Annotated in this window: 17 protein-coding genes; 15 read left to right on the top strand and 2 right to left on the bottom strand. The window is 43.5% G+C overall.

Annotated features, from left to right (window positions below; genetic code table 11):
* Positions 1–14 precede the first annotated feature (14 nt).
* Genes radC through ABCM67_RS00430 form a run of 9 tightly spaced genes read left to right on the top strand, consistent with a single transcriptional unit; the run spans position 15 to position 9,534 of the window.
* Positions 15–722: a DNA repair protein RadC gene (radC, locus tag ABCM67_RS00470; RefSeq protein WP_022427291.1), complete on the top strand. Its 708-nt coding sequence runs from the start codon at positions 15–17 to the stop codon at positions 720–722.
* A 16-nt stretch (positions 723–738) separates the two neighbouring features.
* Positions 739–1,752, top strand: a complete 1,014-nt coding sequence (locus ABCM67_RS00465) for a rod shape-determining protein (RefSeq protein ID WP_015525122.1) — start codon at positions 739–741, stop codon at positions 1,750–1,752.
* A 13-nt stretch (positions 1,753–1,765) separates the two neighbouring features.
* A complete protein-coding gene (gene mreC / locus ABCM67_RS00460) occupies positions 1,766–2,662 on the top strand; it encodes a rod shape-determining protein MreC (protein ID WP_015525123.1) in 897 nt (298 codons plus the stop codon).
* A complete protein-coding gene (mreD, locus tag ABCM67_RS00455) occupies positions 2,652–3,179 on the top strand; it encodes a rod shape-determining protein MreD (protein WP_147603566.1) in 528 nt (175 codons plus the stop codon). The genes mreC and mreD overlap by 11 nt, the downstream gene beginning before the upstream one ends.
* A complete protein-coding gene (locus ABCM67_RS00450; protein WP_147603567.1) occupies positions 3,164–6,061 on the top strand; it encodes a penicillin-binding transpeptidase domain-containing protein in 2,898 nt (965 codons plus the stop codon). The genes mreD and ABCM67_RS00450 overlap by 16 nt, the downstream gene beginning before the upstream one ends.
* A 57-nt stretch (positions 6,062–6,118) precedes the next feature.
* Complete coding sequence (minD, locus tag ABCM67_RS00445; RefSeq protein WP_015525126.1) at positions 6,119–6,907, top strand: septum site-determining protein MinD; 789 nt, start codon at positions 6,119–6,121, stop codon at positions 6,905–6,907.
* Positions 6,908–6,952: 45 nt separating this feature from the next.
* Positions 6,953–7,192, top strand: a complete 240-nt coding sequence (minE, locus tag ABCM67_RS00440) for a cell division topological specificity factor MinE (RefSeq protein ID WP_015525127.1) — start codon at positions 6,953–6,955, stop codon at positions 7,190–7,192.
* A 3-nt stretch (positions 7,193–7,195) separates the two neighbouring features.
* Positions 7,196–8,371 carry an FtsW/RodA/SpoVE family cell cycle protein gene (locus tag ABCM67_RS00435; RefSeq protein ID WP_015525128.1) on the top strand — a complete coding sequence of 392 codons (1,176 nt, stop codon included), beginning with the start codon at positions 7,196–7,198 and terminating at the stop codon, positions 8,369–8,371.
* Entirely contained in the window at positions 8,368–9,534 is a 1,167-nt protein-coding gene (locus ABCM67_RS00430; protein WP_147603568.1) for a serine hydrolase, read from the top strand. The genes ABCM67_RS00435 and ABCM67_RS00430 overlap by 4 nt, the downstream gene beginning before the upstream one ends.
* Before the next feature lie 66 nt (positions 9,535–9,600).
* Here the strand turns inward: ABCM67_RS00430 and ABCM67_RS00425 are convergent, their stop codons facing one another.
* The gene (locus ABCM67_RS00425) at positions 9,601–10,113 is read right to left on the bottom strand and encodes a hypothetical protein (RefSeq protein ID WP_147603569.1); all 513 of its coding nucleotides are present in this window, start codon (positions 10,111–10,113) and stop codon (positions 9,601–9,603) included.
* A gap of 196 nt (positions 10,114–10,309) precedes the next feature.
* On the opposite strand from ABCM67_RS00425, the gene ABCM67_RS00420 reads away from it, so the two are divergent.
* The 6 genes from ABCM67_RS00420 to ABCM67_RS00395 all read left to right on the top strand — a co-directional run bounded on the left by ABCM67_RS00420 (position 10,310) and on the right by ABCM67_RS00395 (position 16,325).
* Entirely contained in the window at positions 10,310–10,858 is a 549-nt protein-coding gene (locus ABCM67_RS00420) for a hypothetical protein (RefSeq protein WP_147603570.1), read from the top strand.
* 42 nt (positions 10,859–10,900) lie between these two features.
* On the top strand, positions 10,901–12,142 hold the full coding sequence (locus tag ABCM67_RS00415; protein WP_147603571.1) for a DNA polymerase IV: 1,242 nt from the start codon (positions 10,901–10,903) through the stop codon (positions 12,140–12,142).
* A 128-nt stretch (positions 12,143–12,270) separates the two neighbouring features.
* Positions 12,271–12,690: a twitching motility protein PilT gene (locus ABCM67_RS00410; protein ID WP_114001618.1), complete on the top strand. Its 420-nt coding sequence runs from the start codon at positions 12,271–12,273 to the stop codon at positions 12,688–12,690.
* A gap of 167 nt (positions 12,691–12,857) precedes the next feature.
* A complete protein-coding gene (locus ABCM67_RS00405) occupies positions 12,858–14,090 on the top strand; it encodes an MYG1 family protein (protein ID WP_114001617.1) in 1,233 nt (410 codons plus the stop codon).
* Positions 14,091–14,165: 75 nt separating this feature from the next.
* Positions 14,166–14,396 carry a hypothetical protein gene (locus ABCM67_RS00400; protein ID WP_015525138.1) on the top strand — a complete coding sequence of 77 codons (231 nt, stop codon included), beginning with the start codon at positions 14,166–14,168 and terminating at the stop codon, positions 14,394–14,396.
* A gap of 174 nt (positions 14,397–14,570) precedes the next feature.
* Positions 14,571–16,325 carry an alpha-amylase family glycosyl hydrolase gene (locus ABCM67_RS00395; protein WP_110103142.1) on the top strand — a complete coding sequence of 585 codons (1,755 nt, stop codon included), beginning with the start codon at positions 14,571–14,573 and terminating at the stop codon, positions 16,323–16,325.
* Between the two features lie 220 nt (positions 16,326–16,545).
* Here the strand turns inward: ABCM67_RS00395 and ABCM67_RS00390 are convergent, their stop codons facing one another.
* The gene (locus tag ABCM67_RS00390; protein ID WP_022427281.1) at positions 16,546–17,928 is read right to left on the bottom strand and encodes a citrate/2-methylcitrate synthase; all 1,383 of its coding nucleotides are present in this window, start codon (positions 17,926–17,928) and stop codon (positions 16,546–16,548) included.
* Positions 17,929–18,210: the final 282 nt, after the last annotated feature.

Genomic DNA, 18,210 nt, shown 5'->3' with positions numbered 1-18,210 from the left:
AAAAGGGAAATCATATGAAAGATACTATAATGGAAATGCCAGATTATCAGCGTCCGTATGAAAAATGTCTGCGGGAAGGAGAACAGTCCTTAAGCGATCGAGAGCTTCTTGCTGTGATCCTGCGCTGTGGCGTACAGGGATCCAGTTCCCTGACTCTGGCAGATAAAATCCTGAATTTATCGAAACAGACCGGATACAGTGGCCTGCTTGGACTGTTTCATATTTCCATGCAGGAACTGATGAAGATCCATGGGATCGGTAAGGTAAAAGCCATACAGCTGAAATGTATCGGGGAACTTTCCAAGCGTATGGCAACCGCAGCTGCAAAACCGGAATTATCTTTTCACCATCCGGTAACCATTGCGAAGTATTATATGGAGCGGCTCCGGCATGAAGAACAGGAATTGCTTTACTGCATGATGCTGGACGGACATAACCATTTGTCGGGGGAACAGCTTTTAAGCCGCGGTACTGTCAATGCCACACTGATCACACCAAGAGAAGTCTTTGTAGAAGCTGTAAAGTATCGGGCGGTGAACCTGATCCTGGTCCACAATCATCCAGGAGGCGATCCCTCCCCCAGTCAGGCTGATCTGGATGTTACGGAACGGATCTATCATTGTGGTGAACTCCTCGGCATCCATCTTCTGGATCATATCATCATCGGTGATCACAGGTATGTCAGTTTCCGCGAAAAAGGGATTTTTGATGAATATACTTAAGTGAAGGGACAGATTTATGCTTTTTAGAAATAATTACGGAGTAGACCTTGGAAGCAGCTCTGTAAAAGTCTATTCATTTTTCAGAAACAAAAGTTACATAGAAAAGAACATGGTAGCCTACAGAGGACGCCGGATCCTTGCCATAGGGAACGAAGCTTATGAAATGTTTGAAAAATCACCTGCAGATATTTCCGTAAATTCTCCTATGGCTTTCGGTATGCTGGCAAATCTGGAATTGCAGGAGATCGTCCTTTACAGCATGATAAAAAAAATCGATCATACATCCGGTCTCGGAGCAGACATGTATTTCTCCGTACCACTTGATATGACTGCTATCGAAAAGAGGGCATACTATCATCTGGTCAATGGTCACTGGCTGCGGAAAAACCGTGTTTTTATGGTGGAGGCCCCTATTGCAGATGCCATTGCCATGGGAATCGACCCTGAAAAGAATCAGGGCAGCATGATCGTAAACATCGGTGCACAGAGTACAGAGTTTTCCATCATAACCGACGGCAAGATCATCATTAGCCGTAAGATCCCCATCGGAGGCAGACAGATGAACGAATCTATCTGCAGCGAGATCCGAAAACATTATAATCTTCAGATTGGAACACGAACTGCAAAACGTCTGAAAGTAGTTATGGGAAGACTGAATGATCAGAAAAAAGAAGCCCGAAAAGTAGTCGGGATCGACAGTATTTCCGGACTTCCACGAGAAGAAGTTATTTCTGCCTACGTTGTTAATGAAGGGATCGCCAACTGTGTGAATCAGATCGCAGCAGAGATGAAATCTTTTCTGGAACGTACCCCGCCACAGATTGCTTATCATATCGCAAAAGAGGGCATTTATCTGACCGGCGGCAGTACACGGCTTCCTTATATAGATAACTATCTGGCTAGCTATACAGGATTTGCCTTTAATCTTTCTGATCTGTATGAAACTTCTGCAGCATACGGCCTGGAAAAGATCATCCGCGACAGAAACCTGCGCAAATGGGCCCAGCCGGTAAAGCAGAAAAAACTGTAAAGGGGCATATATAATGAAAAACATCCGAAAAAAAGTGCGTTTTCATTTTAATTTAAAAAGTAAACATCTTCTGGTAATCATGACACTTTTCTGTGGAAGCTGCATTGTAGCTACAGCAGCCTCCGGAACCTCTTCCGCACCACTTCAGGAGGCAGCCGGTTTTCTTATCGTTCCCTTTGAAAAGGGGATCGCCGGTGTCAGCGATATATTTGGAAATGTAAAAAACAATCTTCGTGATAAACAGGACGTGCTTCAGGAAAACGAAGAGCTGAAAAGTCAGATCAACAGTCTTACGGAACAGAATAACATCCTGATCCAGGACCAGACAGAGCTCACACGCCTGAAGGAACTTTACGATCTTGATCAGGAATATACCGACTATCCCAAGGTTGCCGCAAGGATAATCTCCAAAGATCCCGGAAACTGGTATGATACCTTTATGATCAACAAAGGCAGTAATAACGGGATCCGGGTTGATAACAACGTGATCGCCGGAAAGGGTCTTGTGGGTATCGTTACAGAAGTGGGACCTTCCTGGGCTACTGTCCGTTCCATCATCGATGACAGCAGCAATGTCAGTGCCATGGCAGTCAGTACTTCCGACAACTGCGTTGTCACTGGAGATCTGAAACTGATCGATGAAGGCAAATTAAGCTTTGAGCAGCTTTACGATCAGGATAACAAGGTAACAGTCGGAGAACGTATTGTCACCTCGAACATCAGTGAAAAATATGTGGAAGGACTGTTTATTGGTTATGTCAGTGAGATCCAGCAGGATCCCAATAACCTGACAAAAACAGGTACGATCGTTACACCGGTTGATTTCGGTCATCTGAAAGATGTCTTTGTGATCACCACCAATAAACAGGACGCGATAGACAAATCGGAGGATGCGTCCAATGAAAAATAGGATTATATTATTTATCACTATCATTGTCTGTTTTCTCCTTCAGTGCACAGTAATGGACCGTATTTCCATTGGATCTATCACTCCAAATCTGCTTTTGATCCTGTGTGTATCCATGGGACTTATGCGTGGAAGAAAAGTCGGTCTGTGGACTGGATTTTTTTCCGGGCTTTTTGTCGATCTCCTTTATGGATCATTGTTTGGATTTTATGCACTGATCTATATGTATATAGGTTTTATCAGCGGCTATGCATTCCGCAGTTTTTATGATGATGATCTGAAAGTTCCGCTTTTTCTTGTAGCAGGAACAGATCTTCTTTATAATCTGGCTGTGTATGGCCTCCAGTTTCTGCTCAGAGGCCGTCTTGGATTCTGGACCTACATATACAGGATCATTATCCCCGAGATTGTATATACGGTTTTTCTCACCATCATCGTATACCGGGTATTTTACTGGATCAACTACCACTTAATGGATACTGTAAGGAAAGAAAGTGAGTCTATTTGGGAATTAAAATAAAAAAAATCATCAAAAAAATCCGTCTGAAACGTACTACAGTTCTTGTGATCGTATTTATTTTTCTGTCATCTGTCCTGGTCCGGCAGCTTTTCAGTCTGCAGATCATACAGGGAGAGGATTACATCAGTAAATTTCAGACACGTACCACCAAAACACGCGTGATCAAAAGCACCCGTGGTAATATTTATGACCGTAACGGCACAGTTGTCGCCTCCAATGTACTTGCATATTCTGTCACATTCGAAGATAGCGGTACATACAACAGCACCAGAGAAAAGAATCTGACTCTGAACGGTATCGCCTACCAGGTATTACAGATCCTTTCCAAAAACGGGGACAGCTTATCTGATAATTTTCATATTACCGTCAATGATCATGGCGACTATGCTTTTGATGTAGATGAAGGATTTACTCTTAACCGTTTCCGTGCGGATATTTACGGAGAAGCACAGATTGATGATCTCAGTGATGAGCAGAAAAACGCAACCGCAACCCAGATCATGGATCATCTTACCGGAAGTAGCGGATTTTCTATCGTTCTTTACGGAAAAGATGCCTACACCCCGGAAGAACTTGCCGCACATTCTCTTCCGGAAGAGCTTACCAAACAGGAAATCCTCGAAATTGCGATCATGCGCTATCAGCTGAACACCAACAGTTTCAAGAAATATATGCCGGTGACCATTGCAACAAATGTCAGTGAAAAATCTGTGGCAGCCATAAAAGAAAATCAGGCCGCTCTCCAGGGTATTGACATTGTAGAAGATTCCACCAGAAAATATGTGGACGATGAGAGTATGGCGCCGATCCTCGGTTACACAGGCCAGGCCTCTTCTGAAGAACTGGAAACCCTTCGTAAGGATAATCCTGATTATTCCAATGATGCGGTTGTTGGAAAAGCCGGGATCGAACAGTATATGGAGCTTGAACTTCAGGGAAAAGATGGAGAAGAAACGGTCACAGTTGATAATCTTGGTAAAGTCCTTGATATTGACAATTCCAAAACTGTTGATCCTGTGGCCGGAAACGATGTTTATCTGACCATTGATTCCGACTGGCAGAAGAGTATTTACCAGATCCTGGAACAGCGTGTTGCCGGTATTGTCCTCTCTAAACTGACACCAAATAAAAGCTTTGATTATGAAGCAGAGAAAGATGCAAGTAAGATCACCATCCCAATCTATGATGTATACAATGCACTGATTGCAAACAGTGTGATCGATATCAATAAATTCAGCGATGCAGATGCTTCCGATACAGAAAAAAATTTATACGCCAAATTTCAGCAAAAACAGCAACAGGTTTTTGATACAATAAGTAACAGGCTGACAGGTGACAATCCTCCAGCCTATAAGGATGAAGATACGCAGATGCAGGAATATCTTACCTATATCTGTGATGATCTTCTTACCAATACCCTGAAGGTACTGAAAAGTGATTCCATTGATACCTCAGATGAAACATACAAAGCCTGGAAAAATGACCAGAGTATCAGTCTGAAGGATTATCTGAACTACGCTGCCAGTCAGAACTGGATCGATATTTCCCAGATCTCAACCTCCGGAGAATATCTGGATTCTGAAGAGATCTATCAGGCTCTTACCGCCTATATCATTGATTACCTGAAAACAGATACAGGCTTTTCAAAGCTTCTGTATAAATATATGCTTCAGGAAGACACCATCAGTGGAGAAGATCTGTGTCTTGTTCTCTATGAACAGGGCGTTCTTTCCAAAGAAGACGAGCTGTATCAGACAATGGCCTCCGGTGGTCTTGATGCCTACACCTTCATGTATCGCAAGATCGCAAATCTTGAGATCACACCGGCCCAGCTTGCGTTGGCTCCGTGCTCTGCATCTGCGGTGATCACAGATACTACAACCGGAAATGTTCTCGCATGTGTTTCCTATCCGGGATATGATAATAATCGTCTGACCAACAATATGGATACTGATTATTATGCAAAGCTTTCCACAGATCTTTCCAGCCCGTTCTTCAACAAGGCAACACAGCAGAAGACGGCTCCAGGATCTACCTTAAAGATCTTATCTACTGTTGCCGGCATGTCTGAGGGCGTAATAGATGATGGCACATATATTGAATGTACAGGAAGCTTTGACCTTGTAACACCTCCGATCAACTGCTGGAATAAACAGGGCCACGGTTCTCTTGATATCCGTGAAGCCATTGAGCAGTCCTGTAACGTATTTTTCACTACGATTGGTTTCGAACTTGGTAAAGATTCCGAAGGTAACTTTTCTGAAGCCAGAAGTCTTGGAATGCTTCAGAAATATGCTTCCCTCATGGGATTGGATCAGAAAACCGGCATTGAAATTTCCGAAGCTTCTCCGCAGGTTTCTGACAAAAACGCCGTCCCTTCCTATATTGGACAGGGTACCAATGCGTTTACGACCAGCCAGCTTGCACGTTATGCGTCAACGATCGCCACTTCCGGTACGATCTATAAGCTTTCCCTTCTGGACCGTGTGACGGATTCCAAAGGAAAACTTATAAAGGAATATCCTTCCGAAACAGCTGGACAGCTGGATCTTTCCAGCAATATCTGGGATGACATCCATGACGGTATGTATCGTGTGGTGCAGACTCATGATCAGTTTAACAGACTTGGAGTTGAAGTAGCAGGAAAAACCGGTACTGCCGAGATTGACTATTATCATCCGAACAATGCACTTTTTATCGGATATGCGCCTGTTTCTGATCCCAAGTACGCAATATCTGTACGAATCGCAAACGGATATGCATCCGGTAATGCCTGCCTTGCAGCTAATGATATCTTTAAATACATTTTCGGACTTGCAGATGAAAGCACCATTCTCACTGGCTATGCAGCAAGCGATACCAGTAATGTATCGAATGACTAAACAAACTTTATGAGGATACCAGAAGTGTGGAACATTTTATAGGAGGAATCAGAAAACATGAGTGAAGTCATTGTCATTACATCTGGAAAAGGCGGTGTTGGAAAAACCACCACCGTGGCAAATATCGGGACCGGACTGGCTGCCATGGGAAAAAGGGTTGCAGTTGTAGATACCGATATCGGACTCCGAAATCTGGATGTTGTCATGGGACTGGAGAACCGTATTGTTTATAATCTGGTTGATGTGATCAATGGGAGCTGCCGCCTGAAACAAGCACTGATCCGGGATCGTCGGCATTCAGAACTGTATCTTCTTCCGTCTGCCCAGACCAAGGACAAAACTGCCGTATCTCCGGAACAAATGATCAAGCTTACCGATGATCTCCGGGAAGAATTCGATTATGTCCTTCTGGATTGTCCGGCAGGAATTGAACAGGGATTCAAAAATGCAGTAGCTGGAGCGGATCGTGCACTGGTCGTGACCACACCGGAAGTTTCCGCGATCCGGGATGCAGACCGTATCATCGGGTTGCTGGAGTCCGGAGGACTCCGGGATATCCGGCTGATCATCAACCGGCTTCGACCGGAAATGATCGCCAGAGGTGATATGATGTCCGTAGAGGATGTGTTGGAAATCCTGGCTGTAGATCTGATCGGTGCGATCCTGGATGATGAACAGATCGTGATCTCCACAAATCAGGGAGAACCTTTATCCGGAAAAAATTCCCAGGCAGAAGAAGAGTATCGCAATATCTGCCGGAGGCTTATGGGCGAAGAGGTCCCTTATGTTACTGTGCGTCGAAAAAATGGTGTATTCCACCGTCTTGGCAGCATTTTTCGAAAATAACAGACGCTTTGCTGTCTGACATTTTTCATCACAGGAGGAATGATTATGGGATTTTTCTCCGGGAAAAACCACTCTGCAGGCTATGCACGCGACAGGATGAAGCTTCTTCTTGTATCGGAACGCATAGACTGTTCTCCACAGATGATGAAGCTTTTACGGAACGATCTGATACATGCCGTAAAAAAATACGTTGTAATTGATGAACCAGGGGTGACCATACAGATCACACAGGAACCACCTGTTCTGCATGCAGTCATACCCGTACTTAAGAAAAGAGATGCATAATTTATGATTAAACAGTATAAGCTGCGGTTTTACAATTTTCGACTGGTGATCTTTCTCCTGGCGATCAGCTTTATTGGAATTCAGCTTGTAGGAACAGCTGCCGACTACCTTCGCACACGTCAGCTTCTGGGTGTGATCATCGGTGTGGTCTTTATGCTGATCCTTTCACTGATGGATTATTCCTGGCTGCTGAATTTTCAATGGATCATGTATGGATTTAATATCGTTATGCTTCTGGCTGTCCGGTTCTTCGGATCCAGCGCCAATGGTGCTGCCAGATGGGTGGATTTAGGTTTTATCCGTTTCCAGCCTACCGAGCTTTCAAAGATCATCATTATCCTGTTTTTTGCCAAATTTTTTATGGATCATGAGGAAGATCTGAATACCTTAAAGACTCTGATACAATCAGCTGTCCTTCTGGTCATCCCACTGATGCTGATCTATGTACAGCCGGATATGAAAAACACCATCACCGTAACAGTCCTGTTCTGTATTCTGATCTACATCGCAGGACTTAGTTATAAGATCATCGGAGGTGTAGCCTTGATCGCGATTCCTCTGGCCATCATCTTTCTGTCCATTATCGTGCAGCCGGATCAGAAACTGATACAGGATTACCAGAGAAACCGTATCATGTCATTCCTGTATCCGGAGAACGAAGAATACGCAGATGATATTGAACAGCAGAACAACTCAAAAACAGCCATCGCCTCCGGAGAGCTTGTGGGACGTGCTTTCAGTAATGACACCAGTGTTACATCCGTAAATGATGGAAACTTTGTTTCTGAGAATCAGACCGACTTTATTTTTGCGGTGGCTGGAGAGCAGTACGGATTTATCGGCTGTACTCTGATCGTACTGCTGCTGTTTCTGATCACCTTTGAATGTATCCGTATGAGCCTGCGGGCCAAGGATCTTGCCGGTAAGATCATATGCTGCGGTGTTGGAAGCATTGTTTCCATACAGAGCTTCATCAACATCTGTGTTGCTACCGGCCTTGCACCAAACACAGGTACTCCGCTTCCTTTTGTAAGCTATGGTCTTACTTCTCTGATCAGTCTGTTTATGGGTATGGGACTTGTTCTCAATGTAGGACTGCAGAGCAGTGCATATAATAAAGAATTACAGAAAAAAGGTCAGAAATCGGATACCTACTTTCGGAAAGAGGAATACTTATGACACGTAAAGAACCTGTAAAAAATCATATACGTTCTGGCAATCCTTCCAGAGGTCAGGCTTCCCGGGCTGCACATACAGCTTCCAAGGGGACAAAAACAACTTCCATGCCGTCTGACAGAACTGTTTCTGCCAGACGTAAAGCTCAAAATACCCGGATGAAACGGATGCGTCGCAAAAGGATCCGCAACACCATTTTTCTCCTTCTTCTGCTGATCGTACTATGCACAGCTGGCGGTTTTGGTATTTACATGCTGAAGGGCGGAGATTTTTCCACTCCTGCAAATTCTTTCAATGCATTCTCCGAGTTTGATAATACTCTGACTTCCAAAGAAGAGCAGCGCGCGGCAGGTTTCGCCCATGATCTCTGTGTTGTTACAAAAGATGTTGCTCTGGATTCTGTCAGTCTGGATGACAGCCAGTCCGGTGTGCTTCTGAATCTCAGTGATAAAAAGGTACTCTATGCAAAAGGTGCCTACAACAAGGTTTATCCTGCCAGCATCACAAAGATCATGACAGCTATGCTTGCACTGAAATATGGAAACATGGACGATACAGTAACGATCTCACAGGAGAATGTTACCCTGGAATCCGGTTCTCAGGTAGCTGGTTTCCAGGCGGGAGATCAGGTTACCATGGATCAGCTTCTTCATTGTCTTCTTGTTTATTCTGCCAATGATGCAGCATCTGCCATTGCGGAACATATAGGTGGATCAACAGATAAATTTGTAGAGATGATGAACAGCTTTGCTGCAGAACTTGGCTGTACAGGAACTCACTTTACCAATCCCCATGGTCTTCAGGACGAAAATCATTATACAACGCCTTATGACATTTATCTGATGCTGAAAGAAGCCTTGAATTATCCGGAGTTTACAGACATCACACAAATGGCATCTTATACAGTTAGCTATAAGCATTCCGATGGCTCCGATGCAAGTGCTACCTTACCCGCTACAGATCATTATCTTACCGGAGAGGCAGCAACTCCTAAGGATGTCACTATCCTTGGAGGAAAAACAGGAACAACCGATAAAGCCGGTAACTGTCTGGCACTTTTAAGCCAGAATGCTTATGGGAAGCCATTTATTTCCATCGTCATGGGTGCGTCCTCAAAGGATGTTCTTTATCAGGAAATGACATCCTTGCTCCAGAACATCAACTGACAGGATTCCATACAAAAAAGCAGATCTGTTTGAAATTTTATTTCGCAGATCTGCTTTTTTATTCATTCAGTTAATTTCTACTGTATCATTGGTGCCATCACTGCCGGTATCTTCGGTCTCACTGCTATCAAGATCCGTATCCGAAGTACCACTGGAATCATTGTCATCGACCACTTCACCGGAGCCACTGTCCGGATCTTCAGAATTGCCTGCGTCTTCACCGGTTCCATCTGAAGATGTATCTGAAGTATCTGTTCCATTGGCTTCACTATCCGTATTGCCGTCGTAAGAATTATCACCTGGATCATAAGTCGGCTCTTCCGTATAGGAATTTCCGTCCCCAGTATCGTCAGAACTCTCGGGCTCACTGCTGTAGCTGTCCTCTGTATAGATTGGAAAATCCGCATCAGCAGTTCCCTCTGATGTAGAATCTGTAACAGGCTCCGCCGCATTATTATCCGGAATAGCAGTAAGATGAGAAACCGTTCCATCCTTTGGGACGACGATATAGATTCCCAGCATCACGATACATAATGCCATGGCTAATCCGGCAATCTTCATTTCTTCCATATGTTTCATCGCTGATGATCTCCCTGTCGTTTTTTTGTATTATAGCACAGAATCACTCATATTTGTAAAACAGCCATGTATTTCTTTTGTTTTTCTGTAACAGTTCCCGAAATTTATTTCGCGATCATATAGACACACTGTCTCTGGGTGTTTATAATAAAATAATCATATTTATTCATAAGCTTAAAGAAAGGCGTAACATTTTATGGGCGACTGCATTACCACATACACTGGAAAACATTTTGATCCGACACATCCGGACGAAGAGCTGATCTGCATTGAGGACATTGCACACGCACTTTCTCTTCTATGCCGCGGAAATGGTCATGTAAGGACTTTTTTCTCTGTAGGACAGCACTGCATCCTCTGTGCCAAAGAAGCCGAAGCACGTGGCTATTCCGGCCGTCTTATACTGGCGTCCCTTCTTCACGATGCCAGCGAATGTTATATGTCCGATGTTCCAAGACCATTTAAGAAAAATCTTCCTGCGTATTGGAAACAGGAGGAAGCTCTTTTAAACATTATCTATCAGAAATATCTGGGATCCGGACTTTCTGCCATAGAAGAGCAGAAGCTGAAGGAGATCGACAATGACCTGCTCTGGTATGACCTGAAATATCTTCTGAATGAAACACCGGACACTCCAAAACCGGTTGTCCATGTTCCGATCCAATACCGGCAATACCCTTTTTCACAGGTAGAAGAGGAATATCGGAATCTTTTTGATCAGCTGTCTGCAAAAATCTGTAAATAGATATAACAGACACACTTTATACAATTGAAAGAAGAACCCTATATGGAACGATTGATTTTTCATGTTGATGTAAACAGTGCTTTTCTTTCCTGGGAAGCAGCAAAAAGAGTAAAGATGGGACTTCCGGATCTGAGAGACATCCCTTCCTGTATTGGCGGAGACCCCAGTAAACGTACCGGCATCGTTGTCGCCAAGTCCATTCCTGCAAAAAAATACGGAATCCAGACAGGAGAGCCTATGGCTATGGCTTTTCGCAAATGTCCGAATCTTGTGGCCGTTCCATCTGACTTTGAATTATACGATAAATGTTCCAGAGCCTTCAAAAAAATCTGTGGGTCCTATGCACCGGTAATGGAATCCTTTTCCATTGATGAGGTTTTTCTGGATATGACCGGAACCTCCTATATTTACCCGGATCCGGTGGCAACTGCCCATGAGCTGAAGGATAAGATCCGTACAGAACTCGGCTTTACCGTAAATATCGGCATCTCCACCAATAAACTTCTTGCAAAAATGGCCTCTGATTTCGAAAAGCCAGATAAGGTGCATACTTTATTTCCGGAAGAAATCCCTGTAAAAATGTGGCCTCTTCCAGTGAGAGAGCTTCTTTTTCTTGGCAGATCCTGTGAAAAAAAACTGCAGGACGCAGGGATCAGAACCATAGGCGATCTGGCTCATGAAAAAAAAGCAAAGATACAGGCACTTCTCGGTGAAAAAGCAGGACAGCAGTTATATCAGTATGCCCGTGGCCTTGATGACTCCCCTGTAAAAGCAAAACCTGATGAAGCAAAAGGATTCAGTCTGGAAACTACATTTAACGATGATCTGGTCTCACTGGAGCAGGCACTTCCGATCCTGCTGGAACAATGCGATATTCTGGCCGCCCGCATGCGCCGCAAAAAGAAAAAATGCACCTGCATTTCTGTAACCTTCCGTACCCTGGATTTTCGAAACAAATCTCATCAGACTAAACTGCCAAATGCCACCGATATCACAGAAGAGATTTACAGAAATGCCCAAAACCTCTTTCAGGAGTCCTGGATGAGACAGCCACTCCGGCTCCTGGGAGTATCACTGACCGGTCTTACGGATGATTCCTTTGAACAGCTGTCCTTTTTTGAGGATACTCACAAGAAGGAACGCCAGCAGAAACTGGATGCAGCACTGGATTCCATCCGTCTGAAGTACGGAAACGACAAGGTTACCCGGGCCAGTATCATGAACAGCACTGCCCGGATCGGAAGGAAAGCAAAAGCACAAATGGAAAATGAAAGAGATCAGTAAAGCTTGATTAAAATTACCAGTTTTTTTCAAAAAGCCCTTGCAATTTTATTCACAATGCACTATAATTTGAAGCATATCAATAGCAATTTTATTCAAAATTATTATATGTGTCTAAGGAGGAAAACAGGATGGTTGAACTGATCGTAGGAAAGAAAGGCAAAGGAAAAACAAAAGTACTGTTAGACAAAGTAAACGGAGCTGTTAAGGACGCCAACGGTAGTATTGTTTACTTAGACAAGAGCACCAAGCACATGTATGAGCTGAACAACAAGGTCCGCCTTATCGATGTTTCCGGATTTCCGGTTAAAAATGCGGACGAATTTGTAGGATTTATCTGTGGTATCCTCTCTCAGGATCATGATCTGGAGCAGGTATATCTGGACAGCTTCCTTACAACAGCCAAGCTTGAAGGAAAGGATGCAACCGAAACACTGGATCAGTTAAGTGCCATCGGTAAAACCTTCAAAGTTTCCTTTATTATCAGTATGTCTCTGGATAAAGAAGAAGTTCCGGAAGCATATCAGGATAAAATTATCTGCGCATTATAATAAAATTGAATATGAACGTCCTATTTTGTACATAAAGCATAAAAGAACGTAAATTTTTAAAGGGATCTGTCCTCAGGACGGATCCCTTTTTAACTGTAGGAAACTTTGTTTATTCTTCATTTCTGTGGTATACTGAAGAGCAGAATAAACACACAGGAGCGTTTCATATGAATCATTTACTGGAAAAAATCAAACAAAAAAATGCATCCGCATTCACCCACAGCGGAAAATTTCACGCAGACGATGTTTTTTCTGCCGCTCTGCTTTTATATCTGAATCCCGAGATTACCATCACACGTGGAAACCAGGTTCCTGAAAACTATGAAGGTCTTGTTTTTGATATTGGCAGAGGACAGTATGATCATCATCAGAAAGACAGCCGTATCCGCGATAATGGCGTCCCATATGCGGCCTTCGGCCTTCTCTGGGAAAAGCTTGGACCGGAAATCCTAGGTGAGGAGCTGGCACTAAAATTCGATGAATCCTTTGTCCAGCCTCTGGATATCAATGATAATACCGGTGAAAAAAATGAACTTGCCACACTGATCGGCAATTTTAATCCGGGATGGGATTCCAAAAGCAGCAATGACGAAGCCTTTTTCCAGGCAGTCAGTGTGGCAGGTATGATCCTGGAAAATAAATTCGAGCGTTACCTTGGAAATGAACGTGCAGACAGACGGGTGGAAGAAGTTCTTACAGAACATGCTGCTTCCCTGGCTTCGGGCGATACCCCGGCAGAAAATACCAATATCCTTATACTTCCGGAATTTATTCCCTGCCAAAAACGCCTTTCGGAAACTAACATTGCTTTTGTGATCTTTCCGTCCAACCGGGGCGGTTACTGTATCCAGCCACAGAAAAAAGAATATTCCATGAATTACAAATGCAGTTTTCCTTCTTCCTGGCTTGGCCTGGAAGGCGAAGAGTTATCTTTGGTAACCGGTCTTAAAAGTGCAGCCTTTTGTCATAAAGGAGGATTTCTCATGACCTGCGGAACCCTTGAGGATTCTGTTCTTGCCTGCAGGAGCAGTCTTGCCGCCTTCCATGAAGAAGCTGTGATCGTAAGCCTTGGCGGAAATAAAGAAACAGACATGCTGCTTCAAAAGCTTCCGGATCTTTCTTCTGCCAGGATCGTACATCTGCCGGTTCCCCAATTACCGGAGCTGACTCTGAACGGAATCTACGGAGAACTCTCCATGGAAAAGACAGAATGGAAAAGCTTTATAAAAGACAGGATTAAAGAAATCCTCCGCTACAAACCGGAAGCAGTTTTTGCAGATAATGCCATGTTTTCCCTGTATCCCATCGTTCATGCTCTGCGAAAAAAACATATTCCCGTTCTTACAGCAGTAGAAAAAGACGGACAGAAGCTTCTGGTACGGATCCCATCCGGTTCTTAAAGATCTTAAACATGTAATTAATTGTATTTACAGATATATTCACATTGCGTATTTATACAGAAAGAAGGCATGTTTATGCGAGAAGAAAAATTTAAAATGGAAAGACAGGGGCTGATACAGGTGGGAGATAAAGTAAAGATCTCCGAATTTCTCTCTGCCACGAACTACAGCTATATCATTGAGCCTGCAGTAGCCATGTCTGGCTGCTACAGAAACGCAGACCGCATCAGATCCAAAGAGGGCATCATCAAAAGCATTGAGCATACGCCACGCGGCTTTATAGTTACTGCAGAATTTGACGAATAAACATATGTCCATCCGATAAGATCCGGCAATTAGCAATATGCCGGATTTTTCGCTGAAAAACTGGCTGATTTATTCTGGATTATATTATAGGAATCTGGTATTATAGAGAAGATATTTGTGTAATTTCTCTAATTATCAGGAAATTGCAAATTTTTAGAACAGAGGTGTAATATTATGAGCTGGTACAACGAAGCAATCTTCTACCATATTTATCCACTTGGACTTACAGGCGCTCCAAAAGAAAATGATTACGGAACTCCTGTACATCGACTGAACACACTGCTGCCGTGGATCGACCACATCAAAGAGATCGGATGTACTGCCTTATATATAGGGCCGCTTTTTGAAAGTGTCGGACATGGCTATGAGACAACCGATTACAAAAAACTGGATTCCCGTCTTGGAACCAATAAAGATCTCACCAATTTTGTAAAAGCCTGCCATGAAAAAGGCATCCGCGTGATCTTTGATGGTGTATTCAACCATACAGGCCGTGATTTCTTCGCTTTTAAGGATATCCAGAAAAACCGTGAGCATTCCCCTTACGTTAACTGGTACTGTAATGTAAATTTCGGCGGAAATACCGAATATAATGACGGTTTTTCCTATGAAAACTGGGGTGGATACAATCTTCTTGTAAAGCTGAACCAGCGCAATCCGGAAGTACAGAACTATATCTGTGATGTGATCCGTTTCTGGGTTTCCGAATTTGATATTGATGGAATCCGCCTGGATGCCGCTGATGTTCTGGATTTTGATTTCATGCGTATTCTACGTCATACCGCAGATGAGGTTAAGAAAGACTTCTGGCTTATGGGAGAGGTCATTCACGGAGATTACAGCCGTTGGGTAAACGGACAGACTCTTCACAGTGTAACTAACTATGCCCTTCACAAGGCACTTTACAGCGGACATAATGACCACAACTATTTTGAAATTGCTCATACAGTAAAATATCTTCAGAATATGGGAGATCTGGACCTCTACAATTTCGTGGACAACCATGACGTAGAGCGAATTCATACCAAATTGCAGAACAAAGCACATTTTGCTCCTGTACATGTACTTCTTTATACTTTACCTGGCGTTCCAAGCATTTATTACGGCTCAGAATTCGGTATTGACGGAAAAAAAGAAAAATTTTCCGATGCCAGCTTACGTCCGGCACTTGATCTTAACGATTATGCGGATGCTGCAACAAAGAACCCATGTACTGCACTGATCGCAGCCCTCGGAAAGGTCCGCCAGGGAACTCCTGCATTAAGCTACGGTTCCTACGCAGAACTGGCTCTTACAAACCGTCAGTTTGCCTTTGCAAGAGATCTGGAAGGCATACGAGTGATCGTTACTGTGAATAATGATGACAGTGATTCAGAGATGAACCTTCCAACAGGAAGTGCTCCGGAATACGTAGGTGCCCTCACAGGTCAGAAGGTTTCCGCACAGGGCGGACGGATCCGTGTCCGTGTTGCAGCAAACAGCGGTGAGATCTGGCTTCCTGCAGGAGATATGCCGGAATATAAGCCGGTTCAGACTAATGTTCCGGAAACTGCCGCAACAAAAGAGAACGAAAACGCTGCATCTGAGGCAGAAGAGGAGCAGGCGGCTGAAAACAGCACTGTAACAGAAGCTGCCCCGGAAAAAGAAGCTTCAAACGCTGAAAATACAGATAAAGCTTCTGACAATACAGCAAACGCAGCGGATATTCCGTCAACTCCTGAAGCAGAATCCTCCAATACACAGGAAACGGAAACGGTCACTGCGCCAAATCCGCACAAAACACCAGAAGAAATGACAGTAGGCGAACTTCAGGCTGCTATCCTTGCAAAAATGGCAGGAAACGGACCCGTAGATGACCAGATGAAAAAGACCGTATACGACAACATCTGGCATGATTCTCTTGTAAACTGGCTGAAGAGCTTCCGATAGGAAAAGAATAATAAAGTAAGATTCCACAAAAAACAAGGCAATCCGATCATATCTTATGCGGTGAGCCTTGTTTTTTTGTGAAAACAGATATTTATTTTACATAATATATATTATGTATAGTTATGATCCTGTTTTTCTGTAATTTAGGAGAACAAAAAAACAGCAGAGATTTCCAACTTAAATAGATCAGAAATCCCCACTGCTTTTATCATTCTGTTTATTATCTCTCATCAAAAGGTACAAAATCTGCATGATGCCCCACATACTTATAAGCAGGACGGATGATCTTATTGGCACTGATCAGCTCTTCCAGACGATGTGCACTCCAGCCAGGCATACGTGCGATGGCAAAGATCGGAGTAAAAAGTTCTTCCGGAATACCAAGCATTGAGTAAACGAAGCCACTGTAGAAGTCAACATTTGCGCAAACATTTTTGAACAGCTTTCTGTGTTCCATGACCAGTTTTCCGGCAATACCCTCAACCTTATCATAGAGCTTAAATTCATCTATCATTCCTTTTTCCTCTGCAAGAGCCTGTGCAAAACGTTTCAGGATCACTTCTCGCGGATCGGAGAGTGTATAAACTGCATGTCCCATACCATAGATCAGACCTGCATGATCAAATGCTTCTTTATTCAGTATTTTCTGTAGATATGCTGTGATCTCCTCATCACTTTCCCAGTCCTTTACATTGGCCTTCAGATCTGTAAACATGTTCTGGACCTTCAGGTTGGCACCACCATGACGCGGTCCCTTCAGTGAACCGATGGATGCAGAGGTAGAAGAGTAGCTGTCTGTTCCGGAAGATGTTACTACATGTGTGGTAAAAGTAGAGTTATTACCACCGCCGTGCTCTGCATGAAGTACAAGTGCGATATCAAGGACCTTGGCCTCAAGCTCTGTATAATTGCCGTCCGGACGAAGCATCAGAAGGATATTCTCGGCAAGTGAAAGCCCCTTCTGCGGATTGCGGATAAAAAGTGTCTCGTCTTTACGGAAATGACGGTATGCGTGATAGGAGTAAACCGCGATTTCAGGAAGCTTAGCGATCAGTTCCAGAGACTGGCGGAGTACATTCTCCACAGAAATATCTTCCGGGTTATCATCATATGTATAGAGAGCAAGTACGCAGCGCTCCATAGCATTCATAATATTGGCATTGGTTCCCTTCATGACAACGTCACGGACAAAACGTCCTCCCAGATCCTCCATGTCAGAAAGAAGCTCAAGAAATCTGGAAAGCTCTTCCTTGCTGGGAAGCTTACCGAAAATCAGAAGATAGATCGTCTCCTCAAAACCAAAACGTCTGTCCTTCAGTCCGTTTACGATATCCTGCACATCGATTCCCCGGTAATACAATGCACCGTCTGCAGGAATACGTCTGCCATTGACCAGCTTATAGCCGGTAACATCGGAAATCTCAGTAAGACCTGTGAGAACACCTTTACCTGCGGAATCACGAAGTCCTCTTTTTACATCGTATTCCACATAAAGGTTGGGATCGATGTGATGATTCTCTACCAGTTCCTTTTCAAAGAATTTCATTCTGCCTTTCAGCTGTTCGGAGTCCTCCAGACTCATCATTTCATGCTTTTTTTCCATAATTTTTTCCTCGTTTCCCCATTGTATATTAAAAAACACTGATACAGTTAAGATTGGTTACATCTTTGTAATCAGTGTTCGGGTATGGCATACATTTGTGTTTACCTGGTTAATAATTCTACAGTAAAAGTTTCGAAAATGCAAGAGGGTATTTCTTTTTTTCGTGTATAAATATTCATAATATGACCTAATTCATCTATTATTACATTTATTCATCAAAATCCGTCTGGTTTCCACAACGAATCTATGTTATGATTATTCCGTAATTTTTCTTATAATAGT

The organism is Blautia sp. 2227st1_G12_2227SCRN_220401, from assembly GCF_039062885.1.
Lineage (GTDB): Bacteria > Bacillota > Clostridia > Lachnospirales > Lachnospiraceae > Blautia_A > Blautia_A fusiformis.
This window is presented reverse-complemented; position numbering and strand designations above follow the sequence as displayed.